21 protein-coding genes and 1 riboswitch are annotated in these 21,876 nt (G+C 62.1%); of the genes, 7 read left to right on the top strand and 14 right to left on the bottom strand.

All coding sequences use genetic code 11. The features are described 5' to 3' along the window. Positions 1 to 39 precede the first annotated feature (39 nt). A complete protein-coding gene (locus GTW25_RS05420) occupies positions 40 to 1,188 on the top strand; it encodes a GGDEF domain-containing protein (protein ID WP_252910945.1) in 1,149 nt (382 codons plus the stop codon). Here the strand turns inward: GTW25_RS05420 and gcvP are convergent. From gcvP to GTW25_RS05375, 9 genes are all read right to left on the bottom strand, one after another. Further along, positions 1,185 to 3,965, bottom strand: a complete 2,781-nt coding sequence (gcvP, locus tag GTW25_RS05415; protein ID WP_252910944.1) for an aminomethyl-transferring glycine dehydrogenase — start codon at positions 3,963 to 3,965, stop codon at positions 1,185 to 1,187. The two genes, GTW25_RS05420 and gcvP, sit on opposite strands and share 4 nt — an antisense overlap. A gap of 14 nt (positions 3,966 to 3,979) precedes the next feature. Beyond that, the gene (gene gcvH / locus GTW25_RS05410) at positions 3,980 to 4,348 is read right to left on the bottom strand and encodes a glycine cleavage system protein GcvH (RefSeq protein ID WP_252910943.1); all 369 of its coding nucleotides are present in this window, start codon (positions 4,346 to 4,348) and stop codon (positions 3,980 to 3,982) included. Positions 4,349 to 4,353: 5 nt separating this feature from the next. Beyond that, complete coding sequence (gcvT, locus tag GTW25_RS05405; RefSeq protein WP_252910942.1) at positions 4,354 to 5,451, bottom strand: glycine cleavage system aminomethyltransferase GcvT; 1,098 nt, start codon at positions 5,449 to 5,451, stop codon at positions 4,354 to 4,356. Positions 5,452 to 5,601: 150 nt separating this feature from the next. Next, positions 5,602 to 5,687, bottom strand: a riboswitch (glycine riboswitch). Positions 5,688 to 5,714: 27 nt separating this feature from the next. After that, a complete protein-coding gene (locus GTW25_RS05400) occupies positions 5,715 to 6,122 on the bottom strand; it encodes a helix-turn-helix domain-containing protein (protein ID WP_252910941.1) in 408 nt (135 codons plus the stop codon). A gap of 134 nt (positions 6,123 to 6,256) precedes the next feature. Beyond that, a complete protein-coding gene (gene fghA / locus GTW25_RS05395; protein WP_252910940.1) occupies positions 6,257 to 7,105 on the bottom strand; it encodes an S-formylglutathione hydrolase in 849 nt (282 codons plus the stop codon). A gap of 7 nt (positions 7,106 to 7,112) precedes the next feature. Further along, positions 7,113 to 7,727, bottom strand: a complete 615-nt coding sequence (locus GTW25_RS05390) for a DUF1345 domain-containing protein (protein ID WP_252910939.1) — start codon at positions 7,725 to 7,727, stop codon at positions 7,113 to 7,115. Then, the gene (locus GTW25_RS05385) at positions 7,724 to 8,185 is read right to left on the bottom strand and encodes a YaiI/YqxD family protein (RefSeq protein ID WP_252910938.1); all 462 of its coding nucleotides are present in this window, start codon (positions 8,183 to 8,185) and stop codon (positions 7,724 to 7,726) included. Before GTW25_RS05385 ends, GTW25_RS05390 begins: the two co-directional genes overlap by 4 nt. After that, the gene (locus GTW25_RS05380; protein ID WP_252910937.1) at positions 8,182 to 8,994 is read right to left on the bottom strand and encodes a hypothetical protein; all 813 of its coding nucleotides are present in this window, start codon (positions 8,992 to 8,994) and stop codon (positions 8,182 to 8,184) included. Before GTW25_RS05380 ends, GTW25_RS05385 begins: the two co-directional genes overlap by 4 nt. Before the next feature lie 118 nt (positions 8,995 to 9,112). Continuing rightward, on the bottom strand, positions 9,113 to 10,240 hold the full coding sequence (locus GTW25_RS05375; RefSeq protein WP_252910936.1) for an S-(hydroxymethyl)glutathione dehydrogenase/class III alcohol dehydrogenase: 1,128 nt from the start codon (positions 10,238 to 10,240) through the stop codon (positions 9,113 to 9,115). A 90-nt stretch (positions 10,241 to 10,330) separates the two neighbouring features. On the opposite strand from GTW25_RS05375, the gene GTW25_RS05370 reads away from it, so the two are divergent. The 4 genes from GTW25_RS05370 to GTW25_RS05355 all read left to right on the top strand — a co-directional run bounded on the left by GTW25_RS05370 (position 10,331) and on the right by GTW25_RS05355 (position 14,911). Next, positions 10,331 to 10,591, top strand: a complete 261-nt coding sequence (locus tag GTW25_RS05370; RefSeq protein WP_252911461.1) for a DUF2267 domain-containing protein — start codon at positions 10,331 to 10,333, stop codon at positions 10,589 to 10,591. Further along, positions 10,503 to 10,778 carry a DUF2267 domain-containing protein gene (locus GTW25_RS05365; RefSeq protein ID WP_252910935.1) on the top strand — a complete coding sequence of 92 codons (276 nt, stop codon included), beginning with the start codon at positions 10,503 to 10,505 and terminating at the stop codon, positions 10,776 to 10,778. The genes GTW25_RS05370 and GTW25_RS05365 overlap by 89 nt, the downstream gene beginning before the upstream one ends. 73 nt (positions 10,779 to 10,851) lie before the next feature. After that, on the top strand, positions 10,852 to 14,307 hold the full coding sequence (gene dnaE, locus GTW25_RS05360) for a DNA polymerase III subunit alpha (protein WP_252910934.1): 3,456 nt from the start codon (positions 10,852 to 10,854) through the stop codon (positions 14,305 to 14,307). 112 nt (positions 14,308 to 14,419) lie between these two features. Beyond that, entirely contained in the window at positions 14,420 to 14,911 is a 492-nt protein-coding gene (locus GTW25_RS05355) for a hypothetical protein (protein WP_252910933.1), read from the top strand. Between the two features lies 1 nt (position 14,912). On the opposite strand, the gene GTW25_RS05350 is transcribed toward GTW25_RS05355, so the two are convergent. The 3 genes from GTW25_RS05350 to GTW25_RS05340 form a co-directional block, all read right to left on the bottom strand. Then, positions 14,913 to 16,223 (bottom strand): DNA polymerase IV, encoded by a 1,311-nt coding sequence (locus GTW25_RS05350; RefSeq protein ID WP_252910932.1) that lies wholly within the window; start codon positions 16,221 to 16,223, stop codon positions 14,913 to 14,915. Positions 16,224 to 16,289: 66 nt separating this feature from the next. Next, a complete protein-coding gene (locus GTW25_RS05345) occupies positions 16,290 to 16,943 on the bottom strand; it encodes a hypothetical protein (protein ID WP_252910931.1) in 654 nt (217 codons plus the stop codon). Further along, on the bottom strand, positions 16,940 to 17,254 hold the full coding sequence (locus GTW25_RS05340) for a DUF3572 domain-containing protein (protein ID WP_252910930.1): 315 nt from the start codon (positions 17,252 to 17,254) through the stop codon (positions 16,940 to 16,942). The genes GTW25_RS05345 and GTW25_RS05340 overlap by 4 nt, the downstream gene beginning before the upstream one ends. Positions 17,255 to 17,406: 152 nt before the next feature. On the opposite strand from GTW25_RS05340, the gene GTW25_RS05335 reads away from it, so the two are divergent. Further along, on the top strand, positions 17,407 to 17,778 hold the full coding sequence (locus GTW25_RS05335; RefSeq protein ID WP_024585493.1) for a response regulator: 372 nt from the start codon (positions 17,407 to 17,409) through the stop codon (positions 17,776 to 17,778). 33 nt (positions 17,779 to 17,811) lie between these two features. Then, entirely contained in the window at positions 17,812 to 19,185 is a 1,374-nt protein-coding gene (locus GTW25_RS05330; protein ID WP_252910929.1) for a PleD family two-component system response regulator, read from the top strand. A 9-nt stretch (positions 19,186 to 19,194) separates the two neighbouring features. On the opposite strand, the gene GTW25_RS05325 is transcribed toward GTW25_RS05330, so the two are convergent. Both GTW25_RS05325 and GTW25_RS05320 read right to left on the bottom strand, forming a co-directional pair. Next, positions 19,195 to 19,875, bottom strand: coding sequence for a DsbA family oxidoreductase (locus GTW25_RS05325; protein ID WP_252910928.1), 681 nt, complete (start codon positions 19,873 to 19,875; stop codon positions 19,195 to 19,197). Positions 19,876 to 19,884: 9 nt separating this feature from the next. After that, complete coding sequence (locus GTW25_RS05320; RefSeq protein WP_252910927.1) at positions 19,885 to 21,705, bottom strand: extracellular solute-binding protein; 1,821 nt, start codon at positions 21,703 to 21,705, stop codon at positions 19,885 to 19,887. Positions 21,706 to 21,876: the final 171 nt, after the last annotated feature.

Below are 21,876 nucleotides of genomic sequence, written 5' to 3'. Positions count from 1 at the left end.
GATACCTGCGGGGGCAGGTGTTTGGCGCGGGGTGGCGTGATGGCTGTCGATTACGGGTCTCTTCTTCTGGCAACTGTCATCTCCGGCGTGTGCCTGTCGAGCACGATGATCGCCTTCTGGTTCGCGTCACGACGCGACGTGTTCAAACTGACATGGGCAATCGGCATTCTCGCTCTCGTCGCCCACGTCGTTGCCTATTCCTTCTATTCCAGGAATCCGCAGGCATTCACGGGCGCCTTGATGGTCGCCTTGCTGCCACTGGGGTTCGCCTTCATCTATTGCGCGACGCGACAGTTTTTCGCCATGCCGATACGGCCACGGCACGTCGCAGTTCCCATGACCGTCTCACTGGCGCTGTCATTGCCGCCGCTCTTCGCCGGTCTGGACGGCGTCGCATTCATCGCTCAATATGCCGCAGCGACCGTTCTGCTCGTCATTTCGGGAAATCTATACTTCAAAAACCGGTCGCAGGCGGGGCCTCTCCTTCTCATGGCGGCTCTCTATTACGTGGCAGCCCTGTCATTCGGGCTTTGTGGCATTGTCTTGCTTGCGAACGGCGAATGGATCGTAAATGGCGTGCCTGACAATTGGGCCGAGCGCGTGAACATCGTCGTGGCCATCATCGGCATGACCGGCGCAGGTGCGCTTTCGGTTGCGCTCGACCAGACGCGTCTTGCCCAGCATCATCGGTTCGAAGCTGTGACCGATCCTCTGACGGGTCTGCTCAACCGCCGCGGAATGATCCTCACAGTGCCGGACAAGGCACTCGGTTCGTATGCGGCAATCGCCATCTTCGATCTCGATCATTTCAAGCAGATCAACGACCGGCACGGCCATGCGAGCGGCGACGAGGTGCTGGTTCGGTTTGCCAACATCCTCGAAGACGGCAAGCGCAACCGGGATATCGCCATAAGGCTTGGCGGGGAGGAGTTCGCGCTCTTCATGCCGCGCACGGACGGTGAGAACGCCGCATCCACGGTAAGGCGCATCTGCGCAATGCTTGCCGACGAAGAATTCGTCGGCAACGGCTTGTACAGGTGCACCGTCAGTGCCGGCATCGGATTTGGCGACGATCGGCGTCCTTCGGTCAGCGACGTGCTCGCCCGAGCGGACAGTGCCCTTTATGCGGCCAAGAAGGCTGGCCGCAATAGGGTCGAGATCGAGGGCAATCTGCGGTTGGCAATCTAACTCGCCAGCGCCTCCAGAGGTGGGCAGGAGCATACGAGGTTGCGGTCTCCTCCCACATTGTCGATGCGAGAAACCGGCGGCCAGTATTTCGACGCCATATTTTCGTCGCCTGCCGGAAACGCCGCTTCTGTCCGCGAATAGGGATGCGACCAGTCATCGGCCATCAGGTCGATGGCCGGATGCGGCGCATTGACGAGCGGGTTGTCGTCCTTCGGCCATGTGCCGGAGGCGACCTTGCCCGCTTCGGCGGCGATCGCGATCATCGCGTCGCAGAAGCGGTCGAGTTCGGCCTTCGGTTCGGATTCGGTCGGCTCGACCATCAGCGTTCCGGCAACGGGCCACGACATGGTCGGCGCGTGGAAGCCGTAGTCGATCAGCCGCTTCGCGATATCCTCGACGGAAATGCCGGCACTGTCTTTCAGGACCCGCGTGTCGAGAATGCACTCATGCGCAACACGCCCGTTGCGTCCACGATAGAGCACCGGATAGCTGCGTTCGAGCCGCTCGGCGATGTAGTTAGCGGACAGGATCGCGGTTTCCGTGGCGCGTTTCAGCCCGGCCGCGCCCATCATGCGGATATACATCCAGGTGATCGGCAGGATCGAGGCAGAGCCGAACGGCGCGGCCGCGACGGCGCTGCGCGAGCCTTCCGCCACATGCCCCGGCAGGAACTTCGCCAGATGCGCCTTGACGCCGATGGGGCCGATGCCCGGTCCGCCACCGCCATGCGGGATGCAGAAGGTCTTGTGGAGGTTCATGTGGCAGACGTCGGCGCCGAGATCACCGGGACGCGCGAGGCCGACCATCGCGTTGAGGTTCGCGCCATCGAGATAGACCTGCCCGCCGTGATCATGGACGATCCGGCAGATGTCGCGCACGCCTTCCTCGAACACGCCATGTGTCGAGGGATAGGTGATCATCAGGGCGGCAAGCCGTTCGGCGTGCTGCTCCACCTTGGCCTTCAGATCGTCCACATCGACGTCGCCGTGATCCGTGCATTTGACGACGACGATATCCATACCGGCCATCGAGGCGCTTGCCGGATTGGTTCCGTGGGCGGAGGAGGGGATGAGGCAGACCGTTCGCTGATCGTCGCCATTGGCGCGATGATAGCGGCGGATCGCCAGAAGCCCTGCATATTCGCCCTGGCTGCCGGCGTTGGGCTGGAGCGAGACGGCGTCGAATCCGGTGATCTCCGCCAGCCAGGCCTCGATCTGATCGAACATCGCGCGATAGCCTTCCGCGCTTCCCTCGGGCGCGAAGGGGTGAAGATTCGCAACGCCGGCCCAACTCACCGGCATCATCTCGGCCGCGGCGTTGAGCTTCATGGTGCATGAACCGAGCGGAATCATCGCCCGGTCGAGCGCCAGATCCTTGTCCGCGAGACGACGCAGGAACCGCATCATCTCCGTTTCGGACCGGTTTTCGTGGAAGACGGGCTGGCTGAGGAATGCGCCTTCGCGCTTGCCCGGAAGGCGCGCGTCCGCGTTATCCGGCAGTTTGAGGCCGAAAAGATCGGCGATGGCGAGAAGATCGGTTTCCGTCGAAGTCTCGTCGAATGTGATGCCGATGCGATCGTCGCCGAGATCGCGCAGCCACAGCCCGCGCTCCATCGTCTTTTCGAGGATCGCTTCGGCGTGTTTCGACTTGACCGTGACAGTGTCGAAAAACGCGTTGCCCGCAACTTCGATGCCTTTGGCCTTCATGCCTGCATGGAGACGCGCGGCAAGGCCGTGGATACGCTGCGCGATGGCCTGAAGTCCCTGCGGGCCATGCCAGATCGCATAGGCGGCGGCCATGTTGGCGAGAAGCGCCTGCGCCGTACAGATATTCGACGTCGCCTTGTCCCGGCGGATGTGCTGCTCGCGCGTTTGAAGAGCCAGTCGATACCCGACCCGGCCACCCGCATCGACCGACTGCCCGACGATGCGGCCCGGCATCAGGCGCGTGAACTTGTCGTCCACCGCGCAATAGGCGGCGTGCGGGCCACCATTGCCCATGGGCACGCCGAAGCGCTGCATGGAGCCGACGGCGATCTCCGCGCCGAGCGATGCAGGCGATTGCGTCGTGACCAGCGCGAGTGGATCGGCGACGAAAATGACGACCGCGCCCCGTTCCTTCGCGCCTTTGATGGCGTCGGCATGATTGGCGAACATGCCGGCAGTGTCGGGCCACGGGATGAGGAGTGCTGCCGTCTCCTCATCGACATTGCCGTTGCCTATGGAAATGCCGAGCGGTTCGGCGCGGGTTTCGATTACATCCAACGTTTGCGGGTGCAACGCGCCGGCGATGACCACTTTCGGGCGCTTCATTCGGTGATGACGCCAGGCGATGCCGATCGCTTCGGCGACCGCCGTCGCCTCGTCCAGCAGCGAGGACGACGCGACGGGAAGTCCGGTCAGTTCCGTTACGAGCGTCTGGAAATGAAACAGCATTTCCAAGCGACCCTGGCTGATCTCCGCCTGATAGGGCGTATAGGCCGTGTACCAGGCCGGGTTCTCGAAGAGATTGCGTTGGATGACCGGCGGAACGTCGGTGCCGTGATAGCCTTGGCCGATGAAGCTCTTGGCGACGACGTTGCGGTCCATCATTGCGCCGAGTTCGGCAAGCGCATCCTGCTCGCTCGCCGGGGCAGGCAGATCGAGCGGACGGTCGAGGCGGATCGATTTTGGGACGGCCTGCGCGATCAGCGTTTCGAGCGAGGTCACGCCCAGCGCCTTCAGCATTTCGCGCTGCTCGGCCGGGCCGGGTCCGATATGGCGGTTGGCAAAGCTCATCGGGCTTTCTCCTGTCAGGCGGTCGTGGCGTCGTAGGCGGCGCGGTCCATGAGACCATCGAGATCAGCCGCGTCCGTGAGCTTCATCTTCCAGAGCCAGCCGCCGCTTTCCGCTGCCGAGTTGACGAGGGCCGGATCGGACGAAAGCGTATCGTTCACTTCGGTAATTTCACCGGCGATCGGCGCATAGACGTCCGACGCCGCCTTGACCGATTCGACGACCACCACCGTGTCGCCCTTGGCGATCGCGCGGCCTGTCTCCGGCAGTTCGACGAAGACGAGGTCGCCAAGCTGTTCCTGCGCATAGTTCGTGATGCCGACAGTGGCGACATCGCCTTCGACGCGGATCCATTCGTGATCGGAGGTGAAATAGGTCTGTGCCATCTGCGTCATCCTTTGCGCTGGCGATGTGGCTGAAAGGGAAGAGGGTGGATCTGGAGTGGCAGGCGGTTGCCGCGCACTTCTGCAAGGATCGGTTTTTCTTTTGCCTCGACGGATACGTAGCCCATTGCGACCGGGCTGCCGAAGGACGGGCCGAAGCCGCCTGATGTAACCATGCCGACAGCGTTTCCATCGCCATCGACCAGCGCAGCGCCGGCGCGAACGGGCTGGCGTCCTTCCGGTTTCAGGCCTACGCGTTTGCGCGCCGGGCCGTCGGAAATCGCCTTTTCAAGGGCCGACGCGCCGATGAAGTCGCCGCCGGAACGCAGACCTTTCGGGATCGCCCATAAAAGCCCGGCATCGACCGGGTTCGTTTCGGAGGTGATGTCCTGACCGTGAAGACAAAGCCCGGCTTCCAGCCGCAAGCTGTCGCGCGCGGCAAGGCCGACCCATTCGACGCGTTCGTCGCCGATAAGCCGCTCGGCAACTGCGCGGGCCACGCCTGCGGGAAGCGCGATCTCAAAGCCATCCTCCCCCGTATAGCCGCTGCGGCTGATGAACCAGCCGTCATCCGTTTCCTTGCCCTGCATGAAGACGAGATCGGCCCCGTCGATCCCGGCATCTGCCGCTACCTGCGCGGCTGCCGGTCCCTGAAGCGCGAGGAAGACGCGGTCGAGCGGTTCCACCGTGCAGTCGAACGCAGATGCCACCGCGCGCAACTGCGCTTCGTCCGCATCTGCATTGCCCGCATTGGCAACGACGATAAAGCGCTCTTCGCCCGTGCGGGTGACGATCAGATCGTCGAGGATTCCGCCGTTTTCATCGAGAAAGAACGTGTATTTCGCCTGTCCGATAGGCAGTGCTCTCGGGTCGATCGGGCATGCGCGCGCAAGCGCTGCGGCGGCGCCCGGACCGCTTACCGCAAAGAGCTTCATGTGGGAAATGTCGAACAATCCGGCCGCATCGCGGCAATGAAGATGTTCCTTCATCACGCCGGCCGGATAGGTCAGCGGCATAGACCAGCCGGCGAACCCGCCGAACTTCGCGCCGGCCGCCTCATGCAGGGATTTCAATGGAAGTTGTTTAAGCTCACCCGTATCTGCCATCAGGCCTCCAGAAGTCGCACGCATTCCGCCGCTGACGCGGCCTGTTCGTGCCCCTCTGTCGGAAGCCTGAGAGACTTGCGCGGCCGGAACTCTGTCGGCAACGCTTACACCTTCGGCGCGAGGACGAGCCTCGACTTTCCAGAGTGTCTTGACCGGCAAACGGTTCTTTTGCCTGAGAGATTTCGGGCGATTTCCCCTTCGGCGGCAGCGATGCTGCTCTCTCCCGCGAACCGGCGGAGCTTGACGCTCCTGACGCCGCGAACCTAGCCGATCGCCCCGGCGTTGTCACCCTCGCGGGCGAATATCCTCAACTCTTCCTCGATCTGCGTGATGACGGCGGCGCTCTGCGCATGAAGGCGCTTCAATTCTGTAAGCTGCGCCGAGATGGCGCGGACGGTTTCATCGCGCAAATCCTCGTCAACGGGCGCCGTTCCAACGCCGTAGAGCAGCCATGACAGGCTGACATTGAGAACGCCAGCCAGCATCGAAAGCCTGTTGGCACGCGGCTGCGACCGGTCGCTTTCCCAGGCCTGCAAAGTCGCCGTCTGAACGCCGAGCCGCCGCGCCAATTGCGCGGTGGTCATCCCGACCGCGTCGCGTGCACGCGACAAGCGTCCGCCAAGCGTGTCGAGGTCCGGATTCTCAGAATAAATCGTCGTGGTGTCAGGCACCTGCCACCCCTTTCCGTCGTCATTTCCGTGGTTGCCACTGCCGGAACGACAGCGGCGTAAGCATGTAGGAAGGGATCGCCCATCGCAACCGCTGAAAGGAAAACATCGTCAAAACAGAGATATGCGAACTTTGACTAAACCTCATCGGGAGCAAAAAGGCGTTCGCCATGCCAGCGAAGGTGATCATCCATGAAGGTCGAAATGAAGAAATAGGAGTGATCGTAGCCTTCCTGCATCCGCAATGTGAGGCTGATACCGGTATCCTTGCAGACGTCTTCGAAGAGCCACGGCCGCAGGCCCTCGTCAAGAAAGCCATCCGCCGCGCCTTGGTCAATGAGGAACTCAGGAAACCGCGCGCCATCTTCGACCAGAGCTGTCGCGTCATAAGCGCGCCAGTTCGTTGCGTCGGTTCCGAGATATTTCTCCAGCGCGGGCTTCGACCATCCCGCCGTCGAAGGCTGGACGATCGGCGCGAAGGCGGAGCAGGATTTGAATCGATCGGGATGCTTCAGCGCGATCGTCATCGCGCCGTGACCGCCCATGGAATGGCCGAAGATCGATTGACGCGACATGTCGGCGGTAAAGTTGTCGCCAATCAGCTTCGGCAGTTCTTCGGCGACGTAGGTGTACATGCGATAGTGAGGGGCAAAAGGCTCTTGTGTCGCATCCAGATAAAAGCCCGCGCCCTTGCCGAACTGCCAGTTGTCCGGTTCGTCGGCGACGGCATCGCCGCGCGGACTGGTGTCCGGGCAGACGATTATGAGGCCAAGTTCAGCCGCCATTTTCCGGTATTCGCCCTTGTCCATAACATTGGCGTGGGTGCAGGTCAGACCCGACAGATACCAGACGACCGGGCAGGGGCCGTCCTTGGCCTGCGGCGGAACGAAGACCGCAAAGGTCATGTCGCAGGCGCAGCTTTCCGAAGCGTGCGAATAAACGCCCTGCGTGCCGCCATGCGATTTCGCGGTCGAAATGGTCTTCATGCTTTCCTCATTTGCCGATGCTGACGGCCGAATTGACGACCGCGGCCAAAATGACCGTGTTGAAGAAGAAGGAAACGACGCCGTGGATGACCACGAGACGGCGCATGTCCGCTGTCGTCGCCGCGACGTCGGAGGTCTGCGCCGTCATGCCGATCGTCAGCGAAAAATAGATGAAATCGATGCCGGACGGCTCTTTCGTTTCGGGGAAACCGATGCCTTTGCCGCCGTTCCAGTAGACATGGGCGTAGTGCATTGCCGCCATGATGTGAACGGTCAGCCAGCCAAGCGGTACGGCTGCCAGCGTAATGATGAGATTTACAGCTTGCGGTGAATCATCGCTATTGACCAGAACGAACAGGGCGGCGAGCGAGGCTCCTGCCGCCGCCAGCGTGACGAGAAAGATCAGCGCGACCGGCAGGTCGTCATCGCCGGCGGCTTCCATTACATGTCGCGGTTCCAGCCGCGCAAGGGCGCGAAGCGCGAAGACGAGATAGCAGATGAAAAACAGGTTGGCGGCAAGAACGGGCGCTGCCGGAACGCCGATCGCCGCGCCCATGACGAGTCCCGCCATCGCGGCCAATGTCGCGACGTAGAACGGGAAATGGCGACGGCGCCGTCTCATGCCGCCGCATGTAACGCGCGTCGCACCGTCCGGTCCAGAGATGAAAGAAAGGCGGAGCGGTCGCGCTGCGAAAACGGTGCGTTGTATCCCTTGATTTCGCCGGATTCCCGCAAGGTCTGCTTCAGATCGCGCATGGCCACCGCCATGCCGATCGTTTCGGGCGTGAAGGCGCTGCCGTTCATGCCGAGGACATGACATCCTTTTTCCACGCAGCGCGCAGCCAACGGCACGTCGGCGGTCACGACGATGTCGTTGGTCGATGCGTTTTCGACGATCCAGTCGTCGGCGGCATCGAATTTCCCCGAGACGACGACGTTGCGGATCATCGGATCGCGCGAGGGCCGCAGACCGCCATTGGCAACGAAGGTGACGACGCGGTCATGGCGCTCGGCGACTTTCACGACCTCGTCCTTTACAGGGCAGGCGTCGGCGTCGACGAAGATGGCCGGACCGCTCACGGAAGGCTGCACCGGACGAGCGGAATGCCGTCATTGTCGCCCTGCGAAATGCGGAGGGTATTCGTCTCACTGGTATCGAAGCTGATCTGGCGCTCTTCTTCCATGCCTTCCGCGATGCAGGAGGCCGCGACGGTCGTCTCTCCGTTGACCGTTTCGGCGGGCTCTATGTTGCAGACGCTCTCATAGCGGCGCATCGTCGTCGGCGTGATGACGGCGAACATTTCGAGCGGCTCCCGGTCGATGCGGGCGCAGCTTTCCGCGCTCGCGGCCCAGGCACCCACATAGTCTGACCCGACATGGGCCATGGATGCCCGAGCGGCAGCGCGGGTGTCGGCGCTGAGTTCGTCTTCGGGACCGAGCAGCGCGGCGGGATCGCCGACCGGCTCGTCAGGCACCGTCCCGCCCGTTTCCGACGCGATGCGGCGTTCCAGCGCGGCCGCGGCATCGGTCAAATCCTGACGCGCCTGCTGGGCGATTTCCTCGATCGACTGGCCGATTCGACCCGCAATATCGCGCGCCTGGTCGATCGTCGGGCCGGCGTCCTCAAGCGCGCGCTCGGCCCGCTCGCGTGCCTCGCCGGCAAGACGCCCGGCTTCTTCCGCCGTCTGGCCGGCCGCGTCGCGAAGACGCGACAGCGCGTCGTTCGCCGCATCGCCGGCATCGTCAAGCGCCTGTCCGGCATCGTCCTGCTGCTGCGTGGCCGGGGGCGGAGCCTCGCTGGATTGCTGTTGCTGCTCTTCGCCGCAAGCGGAAAGAGCAAGAAGCGAGGCACCGAAGGCCAGAGCGGCTAAAGACTTGGAGCGGGTCATCGAAGCGTCCTCAATCTGACGAATCCATAGAATGCGCACGGCAAAGATGCCGGGCGCTGCTCATGAACGCGCGATGCTCCGATTGGTGCCAAACGACGAACGCTTTTTGCAGCGAGTGCTAATAGACCACGACGCTTCGGATCGATTCGCCGGCGTGCATGAGATCGAACCCCTTGTTGATCTCGTCCAGCGTCAGCGTATGCGTGATCATCGGATCGATCTCGATCTTGCCGTCCATGTACCAGTCGACAATCTTCGGCACGTCGGTGCGCCCGCGTGCGCCGCCGAAGGCCGTTCCTTTCCAGGTGCGGCCGGTGACGAGCTGGAAGGGACGGGTTGCGATTTCCTGACCGGCGCCGGCGACACCAATGACGATCGATTCGCCCCAGCCGCGATGCGCGCATTCCAAAGCCTGCCGCATGACCTTTACGTTGCCCGTGCAGTCGAAGGTGTAATCCGCGCCGCCGATCTGGTCCGCGCCGCGTTTGGTCATATTGACGATGTGGGCGACGATATCGCCGTCGATTTCGGTTGGATTGACGAAATGGGTCATGCCGAAGCGCTCGCCCCATTCCTTCTTGTCATTGTTCAAATCGACGCCGATGATCATGTCGGCTCCGGCAAGGCGAAGGCCCTGGATGACGTTGAGGCCGATGCCGCCGAGGCCAAAGACGGCGGCGGTCGAGCCGATCTCCACCTTGGCCGTGTTCATCACCGCTCCGATGCCTGTCGTGACGCCGCATCCAATGTAGCAGATCTTGTCGAAGGGTGCGTCGGGGTTCACCTTCGCAACCGCGATCTCCGGCAGGACCGTGTGATTGGCGAAGGTCGAGCAGCCCATATAGTGGAATATCTTGTCCTTGCCGATCGAGAAGCGCGAGGTGCCGTCCGGCATCAGTCCCTGGCCCTGTGTCGAGCGGATTGCTGTGCACAGGTTGGTCTTGCGCGACAGGCAGGACGGGCACGAGCGGCATTCGGGCGTATAGAGCGGAATGACGTGATCGCCCTTTTTGAGAGACGTGACGCCGGGGCCAATATCGACCACCACGCCCGCGCCTTCATGCCCGAGAATCGCCGGGAAAATCCCTTCCGGGTCCGCGCCGGACAGCGTGAACTCGTCGGTGTGACAGATGCCGGTCGCTTTCACCTCGATCAACACTTCGCCGGCGCGCGGGCCTTCGAGGTCGACTTCCATGATTTCGAGCGGTTTTCCTGCGGCGACTGCGACGGCGGCACGGGTCTTCATGTCGACAATTCTCCTCGTTACGTTTTGCGGCAGGTTTCACAGCTTTCGGCGCCGATGACAAGCCGATCTGCGAGGAGACATGCTATGCCAATGCCGCTCGAATATGCGCGCGCAAGCGAAGATTTCGATCGATTCGTCGAAGCGCTGAGACAAGCTCTGGGCCATGATACGCGTCATCAAACCTATCAAACGCTGGAATCCGTCCTGCGCGTTTTCCGCCGGCGCGTGACGATCGGCGAAGGGCTGTTTTTTTGCCGACGCCTTGCCGGCGGTTCTGCGGGCCGTCTTCGTCAAGGATTGGAACGTCCACGAGAAGATGCGCGGCTTTGGCGATATGAGAAGTCTCAATGAGGAAGTACGGTCATGGCGAGCCAATCATGACTTTTCGCCGGATGAGGCGATCGAGATCGTCGCGACTGTCTTGCGCCACCACGTCGATCCGATCACCTTCAACAAGGCGCTGGATCGGCTTCCGGGGAAGGCGCACGAATTCTGGAAAGGCCGGGAGAACGAGCCGGAGACGGCCGGTCGCGCGTGACAATGGGGCGGGACTCGGTTGAAATGACCGATGAGTTCTTCTCCTGCCGACACTCTGCCGAATACGAGTTCCAATGACCTCCAGTGACTTTATCCATTTGCGTGTCCACTCGGCCTATTCGCTGCTGGAAGGCGCGCTGCCGATCGGCAAGATCATCGGTCATGCCGTCAAAGACCGGGCACCGGCCATCGGCATCGCCGACACGAACAATCTGTTCGGCGCGCTCGAATTCGCCCAAAAGGCCGTCAAGGACGGTGTTCAACCGATCGTCGGCTGCCAGATCGACGTGAATTTCGCTGATATGGCGGAGAACGGGCGTGGCAACGACCGACGTTTTGACCGCGGGCTCGCACCGCTCGTCCTGATCGCAGCGAATGAGACGGGCTACGCCAATTTGGTCGACCTCGTCAGCAAGTCCTATCTCGACGTACCGGCGGGTGAACCGGTGCAGGTCGATGCCGGCTGGCTACCAGCGCGCGCCGAGGGGATCATCTGTCTGACGGGTGGGGAGCGCGGGCCTATCGGCGCTGCCATGAAAGTGGAACAGCCGGCTTTGGCCGCCCAGCGTCTCCTGAAGCTCAGGGAATGGTATGGCGACAGGCTCTATGTCGAGTTGCAACGGCCTGTCGGATACGACCGCGCCATCGAGGCGGCGAGTATCGACCTTGCCTACACGCACGATCTGCCGCTGGTCGCAACAAACGAAGCGTTTTTCCCGATCTCCGACGATTACGATGCGCATGATGCGCTGATGGCCATTGCGGCAGGGTCGGTGGTGGCGGTCGACGACCGTCGGCGTTTGACGCCGGACCATTTCCTGCGCTCGCAGGCTGAAATGGCCGAACTTTTTCAGGATCTGCCGGAAGCGCTGGATTCGACCATCGAGATCGCCCGACGCTGTTCGTACTATCCCACAATCCGCGCGCCGATCCTGCCTCGCTTCACCGGCGACTCCGACGATGCGGAAGCCGCCATCCAGGCCGAAGCCGACGAACTGGCGCGGCAGGCACGCGAAGGGCTGGATGCACGGCTTGCCGCGCATGGGCCGACGGCGGGCTATACGGTCGAGGATTATCGCGAGCGCCTCGCATTCGAGCTCGGCATCATCACCCGTATGAAATTTCCCGGCTACTTCCTGATCGTTGCCGACTTCATCAAATGGGGCAAAGCGCAAGGCATTCCCGTGGGGCCGGGACGCGGTTCGGGCGCGGGTTCGCTCGTCGCCTATGCGCTGACCATCACCGACGTCGATCCGCTGCGGTTCTCGCTGCTTTTCGAGCGCTTCCTCAATCCGGAACGCGTGTCGATGCCGGATTTCGATATCGATTTCTGCCAAGACCGGCGCGAGGAGGTGATCCGCTACGTGCAGGGCAAGTACGGACGCGAGCAGGTGGGGCAGATCATCACGTTCGGAACGCTTCAGGCGCGCGCCGTTCTGCGCGATGTCGGTCGCGTGCTCCAGATGCCCTATGGGCAGGTGGACCGGCTGTGCAAGATGGTGCCGGCCAACCCCGCCAACCCGGTGAAGCTCAAGGACGCGGTCGAGGCCGAGCCGCGCTTCGCCGAGGAGGTCGAGAAGGAGCCGGTCGTCCAGAACCTGCTCGACATCGCGATGAAGCTCGAAGGGCTCTACCGTCACGCATCGACGCACGCCGCCGGCATCGTCATCGGAGACCGGCCGCTCTGGCAGCTCGTGCCGATGTATCGCGATCCGCGCTCGGACATGCCGGTCACCCAGTTCAATATGAAATGGGTCGAGCAGGCCGGCCTGGTGAAGTTCGACTTTCTGGGGCTCAAGACGCTCACGGTGCTGCAACGGGCAGTCGATCTGATCAAGCGGCGCGGTGTCGACATAGACCTGTCGAACATACCGCTCTATGATCCCGAAACTTACGCCATGCTGTCGCGCGGCGAGACGGTCGGCGTCTTCCAGGTGGAATCGGCGGGCATGCGAAAGGCGCTGGTCGGCATGAAGCCCGACTGTATCGAGGACATCATCGCGCTAGTCGCGCTCTATCGGCCGGGTCCGATGGAGAACATCCCGATCTACAACGCCCGCAAGCATGGCGACGAGGAAATCGCGTCGATCCATCCCAAGATCGATCATCTTGTGAAGGAGACGCAGGGCGTCATCGTTTACCAGGAACAGGTGATGCAGATCGCGCAGGAACTCGCGGGCTATTCGCTCGGCGAAGCCGATCTTTTGCGCCGTGCCATGGGCAAGAAAATCCGCGCCGAGATGGACAAGCAGCGGGTCCGCTTCGTCGACGGCGCTGTCGAGCGGGGCGTGACCAAGCCGCAATCGAACTTCATCTTCGACCTGCTCGCCAAGTTCGCCGACTACGGCTTCAATAAGAGCCACGCGGCCGCCTACGCCATCGTCTCCTATCAGACGGCGTATCTCAAGGCGCACTATCCGACTGAATTTCTCGCTGCGTCGATGACGTACGACATGAACAACACCGAGAAACTATCTGATTTCAGACAGGATGCGATGCGTCTCGGCATTGAGGTCGTACCGCCATCGGTGATGACGAGCCATCGGCCGTTCGAGGTCGGCGAGAAGAAGATTTTCTACGCGCTGGCGGCGATCAAGGGGGTCGGCGAAGGCGCGGTCGACCACATCGTCGAGGTGCGCAAGGAGCGTCCGTTTCAGAGCCTCGAAGACTTCTGCTCGCGGATTGATCCCAAGATCGTCGGTAAACGCGTCTTCGAAAGCCTGATCGCGGCCGGTGCGTTTGATTGCTTCGGGCATGATCGCGCCGCCCTTGCCGCAGGGCTCGACCGGATGATGGGCCTTGCCGCGCGCGTCAGTGAGAACGCGGCGAGCGGGCAGGCCGACATTTTCGGCGCCGCGATGGGTGCGGAGCCCGAAAAGCTGCATCTGCCGCTGGCCGAACCGTGGTTGCCGGCCGAACGGCTTCATCGCGAATTCAATGCGGTCGGATTTTATCTGTCGGCGCATCCGCTGGACGAATACAAGTCAACGCTCGAAAAACTGCGTGTCCAGAACTGGACTGAATTCCAGGCCGCAGTGAAGCGTGGTGCATCGGCCGGACGGCTGGCCGGCACCATCACGTCGCGTCAGGAGCGACGAACCAAGACCGGCAACAAGATGGCGATCCTGCAGTTGTCGGATGCGACGGGCCAGTATGAGGCTGTCCTGTTCTCCGAGATGCTGGCGCAATATCGCGATCTTCTCGAGCCGGGCAAATCGGTGGTCGTGACAGTTGCGGCGGAAAACCGACCTGAGGGCGTCAATCTGCGTGTTCAGACGATGCAATCGCTGGAGGACGAGGCATGTCGCGTCCAGAAGGCGCTACGTATCTTCCTGCGCGATCCGTCGCCACTTGCGATGCTGACCGGACAGCTTGGCCAGCGCGGCGAGGGGCAGGTGAGTTTCGTCGTCATCCGCGAGGGCGGGCAGGGCGAGATCGAGGTCGAGCTTCCCGATCGCTATCGCCTGTCGCCACAAATCGCCTCGGCGATGAAAGCGGTTCCGGGCGTCGTCGATGTGGAATTGGTGTAGCCGGAGTTCGACCATAATGGCGGCTTTGGGGTGGTAACGCGAATTTGCACGCAGAAATGACCTGATTGCGCCGCTCGGGCGTTGTCCCTCGTTCAGAAGCGAGAGGATCGACATGCGCAAGCTCCTGCCGGCACTGCTGACTGCCGTAAGCATATTCGCGATGCCCGTCGCAGCATCCGAGGCCGACTTTCTGCAAACGCTGGCAGGGGAATGGTCGGGCGGCGGACAAATTCGTCTCAAGCCGGAGGACGGACCGGTCGATGTGACCTGCGAGCTTTCGTCGACCACAAGCGCCGACGCGGTATCGATGCGCGGTACCTGTAGCGCCTTGATCATCATGTCGCGCGAGATCGGCGCCGACCTCTCCGTGGACGGAACCAGCTATTCGGGAACCTATACGGGTTCTATTCACGGTCCCGCGAATCTGGCCGGCACGCGCGATGGAGATACGATCAATCTTTCCGTTTCGTGGCCGGAGAGTGGACGCGAGGCCGCCATGTCGCTATCGGCGACCGGCAATTCGCTGCAAATCGTGACCAGAGAGGCACATCCCGAAACGCAGGAGCAGATCGTGACCTCGCAACTTTCGTTTCAGCGTCAGTGAACTACTCGGTGCGCGGTGGCCGGCCGTTGCGCGGACGCCCGAACGTATAGCCCGTTTCCACAATCGTATTGCCGAACTTTTCGCGCAGGCGGTCTACGGCGCCTTCGGCCTTGGCCGCCTTCCCGCCGCGCACATCCACGAGATCGGGCGGGTCAGCCCGACTGGAGTCGGCAAGATCACTGACGCCGATGCCGAGCAGCCGGAAACGCGTGCCGTCCATCTCGTGCCTGAGCATGTCGAGGCCGGTCTGAAACATGCGCTCAGCGAGTTGCGTTGGATCAGACAATGCGCGATTACGAGTGCGCGTCTTGAAGTCGCTTGTCTTCAATTTGAGCACGACGGTTCGGCCGGCAACACCGTGCTTTTTCAGGCGTCGCGATACTTTTTCGCTGAGTGCCCGAAGGACCGGGACGAGGTCGTCGGCGCGTGACAAATCCGTGTCGAAGGTCGTCTCGGCCGACACGCTTTTCGCCTCGCGGTCGGACGAGACGCGGCGCACGTCCTCTCCGCGCGAGAGCCGATAGAGACGCTGGCCCATGGTACCATAGCGACGCATGAGGTCTGTCTGCTCCATGCGCTGCAACTGCCCGATCGTACGGATTCCGTCTCGCTCAAGCACCGCATTGAACGCTTTGCCGACACCCCAGATCAGCGACACCGGCTGGCCGGCCAGGAATTCGAGCGCCTCCGCCTCGCCGATGACTGCGAAACCGCGCGGCTTCCGAAGGTCCGAGGCGACCTTGGCGAGGAATTTGCAGTAGGAAAGCCCGACCGAAACCGAGATTCCGATTTCCTTTTCGACCTGTTGGGAAAAGTGCCCGAGCACGAGCGCCGGCGGCCGGCCATGCAGCGCTTCCGTGCCGGAAAGATCGAGAAAGGCTTCGTCGATGGACAAAGGTTCGACGAGCGGTGTCAGGGCTTCCATCATCTGGCGCACCTCACGCCCGACGCGAACGTATTTTTCCATGTCGGGCTTGATGACGATGGCTTCGGGACAGGCTTCCAACGCTTTGAACATCGGCATGGCCGAACGAACGCCCTTGATGCGGGCAATGTAGCAGGCCGTCGATACGACACCACGCGTACCGCCGCCGATGATCACCGGCTTGTCCCGCAGCGCCGGGTTGTCGCGCTTCTCGACCGCCGCATAGAAGGCGTCGCAATCGATATGCGCCAGATGAAGCGCGTAGAGTTCGTCGTGGCGGATAAGGCGCGGGCTGCCGCACGCATGGCAACGCGCAACGCGTTCGCGCTGAAGCGTCAGGCAGTCGCGGCAAAAGCCGCTCGTGGGCGAATTGGATGGCGGGCGCATCTGAATGGAACGGAACCGGAACGCGATGTTATGCCGGCATCGTTCAGGCGGCAAGCGCGAATGCGTTCAGATACCCAATGCCTGCTCGATCTTCGGCAATGCGGATTTCCAATCCTCGACGATTACCGCGAAATCGGGCGGTGGCGGCATCAGTTCGCGCAGCGAATTGTCCGCCGTCAGGTGAAAGAGCGTCGCGTCGGGCACATGTTCATGCGCAGAAACGAGATTGCGTGGTTGGTCGTCGACGAAGGCGATCGGACGCGGCGTCGGTCCACGAAGGCGTGCGACCGCCGGGCCTTTGGCCATTTCGGTAGTCAATAGCGGGTAGGGCAGGCCGAGTGCGTCGAGGTGGTTTCGCCGCGCCTCGCGAAACCGGTGCGGCATGGCAGTCAAGAGGACGATCTCCGCGCTTTTGGCGATCTGAGCCATCGCGTCGGCCGCGCCTTCGGTGATGGTCTGCCATTCCGCCTGACCGTGAAAGAACTCGTCGATCAGTTCCGTGACGTGTCCGGTCGCCGCGACCTCGCCGTTCTCGACATGGAAGATGTTGCCATGGAGGTGAAACGAATCGAGGCGCAGATCGAAGCCTCTCGATTGCAGATAGCGCGGAAAGGGCTTGATGAAATCGAGGATGACATCGTCGACGTCGAGGATCAGAAGCGGGCGATCGTCCGCCGCCAGTTCCTCGATCTGACGCAGCGTTTCGGGATCGTCACTCATGTGTTGATCTCGTAGCGGTCGTCGCCGGTCGGCAGGGAACGCAAGGCGCGACCCACATCCTGAGGGGCGACCTCGCTCGCCTCGGAAAACTGGATCAAAGTCGGCTCGTGCGCGAGCACGAATTGAAGCACTCCGGCGAGAAAGCCGGGTTCGCTTGCTGCGCGCCTGATCTCGTGCGCGGCAATGCCGGTCAGGTCGAGAAAACGGGGAAGCAATTGCGAATCTGCGGCAACAAAGCCGAGTGCCTGAATGGCGATCGCCTCGGCCGCTTCGGGCGTCAGCTTCTTGTCGTTATGGATCGAATCCGACATGGTTCTTTTCATTGCGCCGGGTTAGCCCGTGACTTGGCTGCGATCAAGCATCGAGCACGGCTTTGTTTTCACGAGTTTGCGTTTCATCAATCAAATCGCGCTAGGGTTCGGCGGGGTCGAAGCCATTCGGCGCCGAATACAGTCGAGGGCTTATGACCAAGAAGGTGATGATCGTCGAGGACAACGAGCTCAACATGAAGCTCTTTCGCGACCTCATCGAGGCGTCGGGCTACGAGACCGTGCGCACGCGCAACGGGCTCGAAGCCCTCGATCTTGCGCGCGAGCATCGGCCGGACCTGATCCTGATGGACATCCAGCTACCCGAAGTGTCGGGGTTGGAGGTCACCAAATGGCTGAAGGACGACGACGATCTGCGCTCGATTCCGGTCATCGCGGTGACGGCATTCGCGATGAAAGGCGATGAGGAACGAATTCGGCAAGGTGGCTGCGAAGCCTATATCTCCAAACCGATCTCGGTCGCCCGGTTCATCGAGACGATCAAATCCTATCTTGGCGATGCGTGAGGAGCCGGCGGGGCTGCCGGGGCAGGGGTTGAAATGACGGCGCGGATACTGGTTGTCGATGACGTTCCGGCAAATGTGAAACTGCTGGAGGCAAGGCTTCTTGCCGAGTATTTCGAGGTCCTGACCGCGACCAACGGGCGCGATGCGCTCGACATTTGCGAGGGTGGACGCATCGATGTGGTTTTGCTCGACGTGATGATGCCCGACATGGACGGTTTCGAGGTCTGCCGCAGGCTCAAGTCGGATTCGGCGACCGCCCATATCCCCGTCGTCATGGTGACGGCGCTCGACCAGACGGTCGACCGGGTACGGGGTCTCGAAGTCGGCGCCGACGATTTCCTTACCAAGCCGGTCAACGACCTCCAACTGATGACGCGCGTCAAGAGCCTGGTGCGGCTCAAGACGCTGACCGACGAGTTGCGCATGCGCGCTTCGACGACGCGCAATATCGGCATCGAGGAGCTTTTGAAGAAGCGCGATATCTCGGTCGATGCGCCGATCCGCGTCCTGCTGATCGACGACCGCCCGTCATCCATCGAACAGATCGAGAAATATCTGCGCGGAATCTGCACGCTCGATGTGATTCCGGACCCGCAGACCGGTCTTTTCGAGGCGGCTGAACACAGCTACGAATGCATCCTCTTGTCCACCGCGCTCGGTGGTCATGATCCGTTGCGGCTGTGCGCGCAACTGCGCACGCTCGACCGCACGCGCTTCATTCCGATCATGCTGATCGCCGGACCGGACGAAAACCAGCGCCTCGCGCGCGCGCTCGAACTCGGCATTAACGACTATGTGACGCGCCCCGTCGATCGCCAGGAGCTGATCGCGCGCCTGCGCACGCAGGTGAAGCGCAAGCGCTACAACGACCAGCTACGCTCGAGCGTCACGCAGACCATCGAGATGGCCGTCACCGACGGGCTGACCGGCCTGCACAACCGACGTTACCTCGACAGCCATCTGGCAAGTCTCGCGGGAAAGGCGCGCATGCGCCAAAAGCCGCTGTCGCTGCTGATCACCGATATCGACCGCTTCAAATCCATCAACGATCTGCATGGGCATGACGCGGGCGACGACATCCTGCGCGAGTTCGCCATGCGCCTTCGCCAGAGCGTGCGCGGCTTCGATCTTGCGTGCCGTTATGGCGGCGAGGAATTCGTCATCGTCATGCCGGATACCGAGCCGGCGCTTGCCGAAAAGGTTGCCGAGCGCATCCGCCGCGAGATCGAGCGCAATCCGTTTCCGGTCGGCAATGGCGACAAGCGGCTCGACATCACGATTTCAGTGGGGGTCGCCTCGCTGAAGGGCGAGCCCGATACGGTAGAGGCGATGATGAAGCGTGCCGATATCGCGCTTTATGAAGCCAAGAATGCCGGTCGCAACCGAGTGGTTGCGAGCGCTGCTTGAGCCTTTGATTCAGGCAGCCGGTCCAAGTTCTCCGCGCGCCCTGGCCTGCGCGACCTGCCGGATCGCGTCGGCCAGCACGGCAGGCTCCTGCGCGCCCATGATGGCGTAACGGCCTTCGACCAGATAACACGGCACGCCGCGCACGCCCATTTGAGCGGCGGTGTCGATCTCGGCCTGGACCTCATCGGTGTCCGCATTTGATGCCAGAAGCGTCTCCACGACCGCGCTATCCATGCCGCTGGTCCGTGCCGCCTCCGTCAGCACGGCGTGATCGCCGATGTCGCGGCCTTCCTCGAAATACATCGCGAACAAACGGCGGACGAGGTTGGTCTGCACGTCGCGGCCTTCCGTGCCTGCCCAGCGGATCAGGCGATGCGCATCCAGCGTGTTGGGCGACACGCGGATCGCATCGAAAGCGAATTCGATGCCCGCATCCCGGCCGGCTTCCGCGACCCTGGCGTGGATTTCAGCCAGCCGGTCCTCGCTGCCGAACTTCGCCAGCATGTATTGCTTCCGGTCTGTGCCGCCTGCGGGGATCGTCGCGTCGAGCTGATACGGGCGCCAGCGAACGTCGACGGTCACGTCGTTCGCCTGCGCGATCGCCGCATCGAGGCGTTTGAGGCCGATATAGCACCACGGGCAAACGACATCGGACACGACATCGATGGAAAGGGGCAGATGCGGGGTCATCTCGGTTTTCTACTCCGTTTCGACGCCGGCACTCCACCACGTCGACAATTGATAGCCGTAGAGCGACGTATGTTCCGGGTGCCGCAGACGGTTCCAGTAGGCGACCCATTGTTCGGTGTTGTGCTGCATCGGAACCATAAAGGCGCCAGAAATCAGCACCCGGTCGAGCGCCCGTACCGCCGCGACATAATCATCGCGGCTGCGAGCAGCAAGCATAGCCGCAATCATCGCATCGATCGCGGGATCGGCGGCGCCGACCAGATTGAACGAACCTTCGATATCGCGCGATGGCGAAGCCCAGCGATTGAGGAGTTCGATGCCTGGCGACAGCGTTCCCGAGAAGCCGGTGGTGCCGACCAGCATGTCGAACTCGAAACGCTGCTTGCGCTGCTGAAGCTGCGCATCGTCGAGCGTGCGGATCGACATATTGATTCCCAGCCGCGCGAGCGTGCGCTGGAAGACGGCCGCCAGTCGTTCTTCCGAACGTGATCCCGTCAGGATTTCGAACGTGAAGGGCTGTCCGTCGGGACGGAGCATGCGGCCGCCCTCGGTCCGATAGCCGGCTTCGGCCAGAAGGTCATGGGCGGCGCGCAGAATGTCGCGCCGGTCGCCGGCATTTTCCAGGTGAGCCGGTTCATATGTGCCATCCATGACGTCCGGTGTGACGGCGTCGGGAAACGGGGCGAGCAGTTCCCGCTCGCGGGTGGATGCGGATACGTGCAGCGCCGAAAGGTCCGAGCCTTGCCAATAGCTTTGCGTGCGCGTGTAGCGGCCCGAATAGATGTTCCGGTTCACCCAGTCGAAATCGTACAGCATCGCCAAAGCGCGCCGCACGCGCACATCCGCGAAGACCGGGCGGCGCGTGTTGAAGGCGAAGCCTGTGACCACGGGGGGAATACTGACCTCGAATGTCTCGCCGACGACGCGGCCGTCCAAATAGGCGGGAAAGTCGAAATCGCGCTCGCGCTGCACCGGGTCCGCATCGAGGTGGATGTCGCAGATGCCTTTCTTGAAGGCTTCGAACTGCGCATTCTGGTTCTGGAAATATTCGATCGTGATGCGGTCGTAATTGTCGAAGCCGCGCTTGGCGGGAATGTCCTTTCCCCAATATTCCGGGTTCTTTTCGAAGACGATGCGCTGGCTCGGCGCGATACTGGCAATCCGGTAGGGGCCGCTGCCGACCACCGGCTGCAGGGTCGTCTGATCGAAGGTTTCCATGTCGAAGGCGTGCCTGGGCACGATCGGCGTCATCGCGATGATCAACGGAAATTCGCGATCCGCCTCTTCGTTGAACGTGAACCGGACGCTGTGCGGGCCGGTCTTTTCAAGCTTTTCCACCCGCCGCATGCGATCACGGAAGGGCGGACGGCCCTTTTCGGTGAAAACGTCATAGGTGAAGATGACGTCCTCGGGCGTGACGGGTTCGCCGTCGGACCATTTTGCGTCCGGGTTGAGGTTGAGCTCGAGGAAGCTGCGCGCCTCGTCCATCTCCACCGATTCGGCGAGCAGGCCGTAGAGGCCGAACGCCTCGTCCATGTTACGGGTCATCGGCGTTTCAAAGACGAGATTGCCGAAAATCGTGTCGATCACGCCGCGTGCCGTCGTGCGCAGGCTTCGAAGAATGAAGGGGTTGAGATTGTCGAATGTTCCGACCACGCAATAGGTGACAGTACCGCCCTTCGGCGCGTCGGGGTTCGCGTATGGAAAGTGCGCGTAGTTTGCGGGCAGGGCGGGATCGCCGTGCATGGCGATCGCATGTCGCGGTTCTGCGGCGACTGCCGAGGGCGCCAGCAGAAGCGTCACGGCCGCAACGCCCATAAGTCCTCGCATGACCAACCGCTCCCGATACAAGATGATTCGCCGGAGGGTAATCTATCCGGTTATGGAGTTGAACCGGCCAACCCGTCGCGCGACCTGCGATATGCGCGCGCATCTTGTCGAAATCGCGAGCGCTATGGATTTCGCGTCGGCAAACGTGTAGGAGCCGACCTGCAGTCATGC

The organism is Aliihoeflea aestuarii (genome assembly GCF_024105665.1).
GTDB classification, from domain to species: Bacteria; Pseudomonadota; Alphaproteobacteria; order Rhizobiales; family Rhizobiaceae; genus Aliihoeflea; species Aliihoeflea aestuarii.
This window is presented reverse-complemented; position numbering and strand designations above follow the sequence as displayed.

Coding starts and splice junctions, on each gene's coding strand:
- GTW25_RS05325 (WP_252910928.1), bottom strand. CDS start 19,875: ATGACCCCGCATCTGCCCCTTTCCATCGATGTCGTGTCCGATGTCGTT.
- GTW25_RS05380 (WP_252910937.1), bottom strand. CDS start 8,994: ATGACCCGCTCCAAGTCTTTAGCCGCTCTGGCCTTCGGTGCCTCGCTT.
- GTW25_RS05345 (WP_252910931.1), bottom strand. CDS start 16,943: ATGAGTGACGATCCCGAAACGCTGCGTCAGATCGAGGAACTGGCGGCG.
- GTW25_RS05340 (WP_252910930.1), bottom strand. CDS start 17,254: ATGTCGGATTCGATCCATAACGACAAGAAGCTGACGCCCGAAGCGGCC.
- GTW25_RS05420 (WP_252910945.1), top strand. CDS start 40: ATGGCTGTCGATTACGGGTCTCTTCTTCTGGCAACTGTCATCTCCGGC.
- gcvT (WP_252910942.1), bottom strand. CDS start 5,451: ATGGCAGATACGGGTGAGCTTAAACAACTTCCATTGAAATCCCTGCAT.
- GTW25_RS05320 (WP_252910927.1), bottom strand. CDS start 21,705: ATGCGAGGACTTATGGGCGTTGCGGCCGTGACGCTTCTGCTGGCGCCC.
- GTW25_RS05355 (WP_252910933.1), top strand. CDS start 14,420: ATGCGCAAGCTCCTGCCGGCACTGCTGACTGCCGTAAGCATATTCGCG.
- gcvH (WP_252910943.1), bottom strand. CDS start 4,348: ATGGCACAGACCTATTTCACCTCCGATCACGAATGGATCCGCGTCGAA.
- GTW25_RS05390 (WP_252910939.1), bottom strand. CDS start 7,727: ATGAGACGGCGCCGTCGCCATTTCCCGTTCTACGTCGCGACATTGGCC.
- GTW25_RS05370 (WP_252911461.1), top strand. CDS start 10,331: ATGCCGCTCGAATATGCGCGCGCAAGCGAAGATTTCGATCGATTCGTC.
- gcvP (WP_252910944.1), bottom strand. CDS start 3,965: ATGAGCTTTGCCAACCGCCATATCGGACCCGGCCCGGCCGAGCAGCGC.
- dnaE (WP_252910934.1), top strand. CDS start 10,852: ATGACCTCCAGTGACTTTATCCATTTGCGTGTCCACTCGGCCTATTCG.
- GTW25_RS05330 (WP_252910929.1), top strand. CDS start 17,812: ATGACGGCGCGGATACTGGTTGTCGATGACGTTCCGGCAAATGTGAAA.
- GTW25_RS05350 (WP_252910932.1), bottom strand. CDS start 16,223: ATGCGCCCGCCATCCAATTCGCCCACGAGCGGCTTTTGCCGCGACTGC.
- GTW25_RS05335 (WP_024585493.1), top strand. CDS start 17,407: ATGACCAAGAAGGTGATGATCGTCGAGGACAACGAGCTCAACATGAAG.
- GTW25_RS05375 (WP_252910936.1), bottom strand. CDS start 10,240: ATGAAGACCCGTGCCGCCGTCGCAGTCGCCGCAGGAAAACCGCTCGAA.
- fghA (WP_252910940.1), bottom strand. CDS start 7,105: ATGAAGACCATTTCGACCGCGAAATCGCATGGCGGCACGCAGGGCGTT.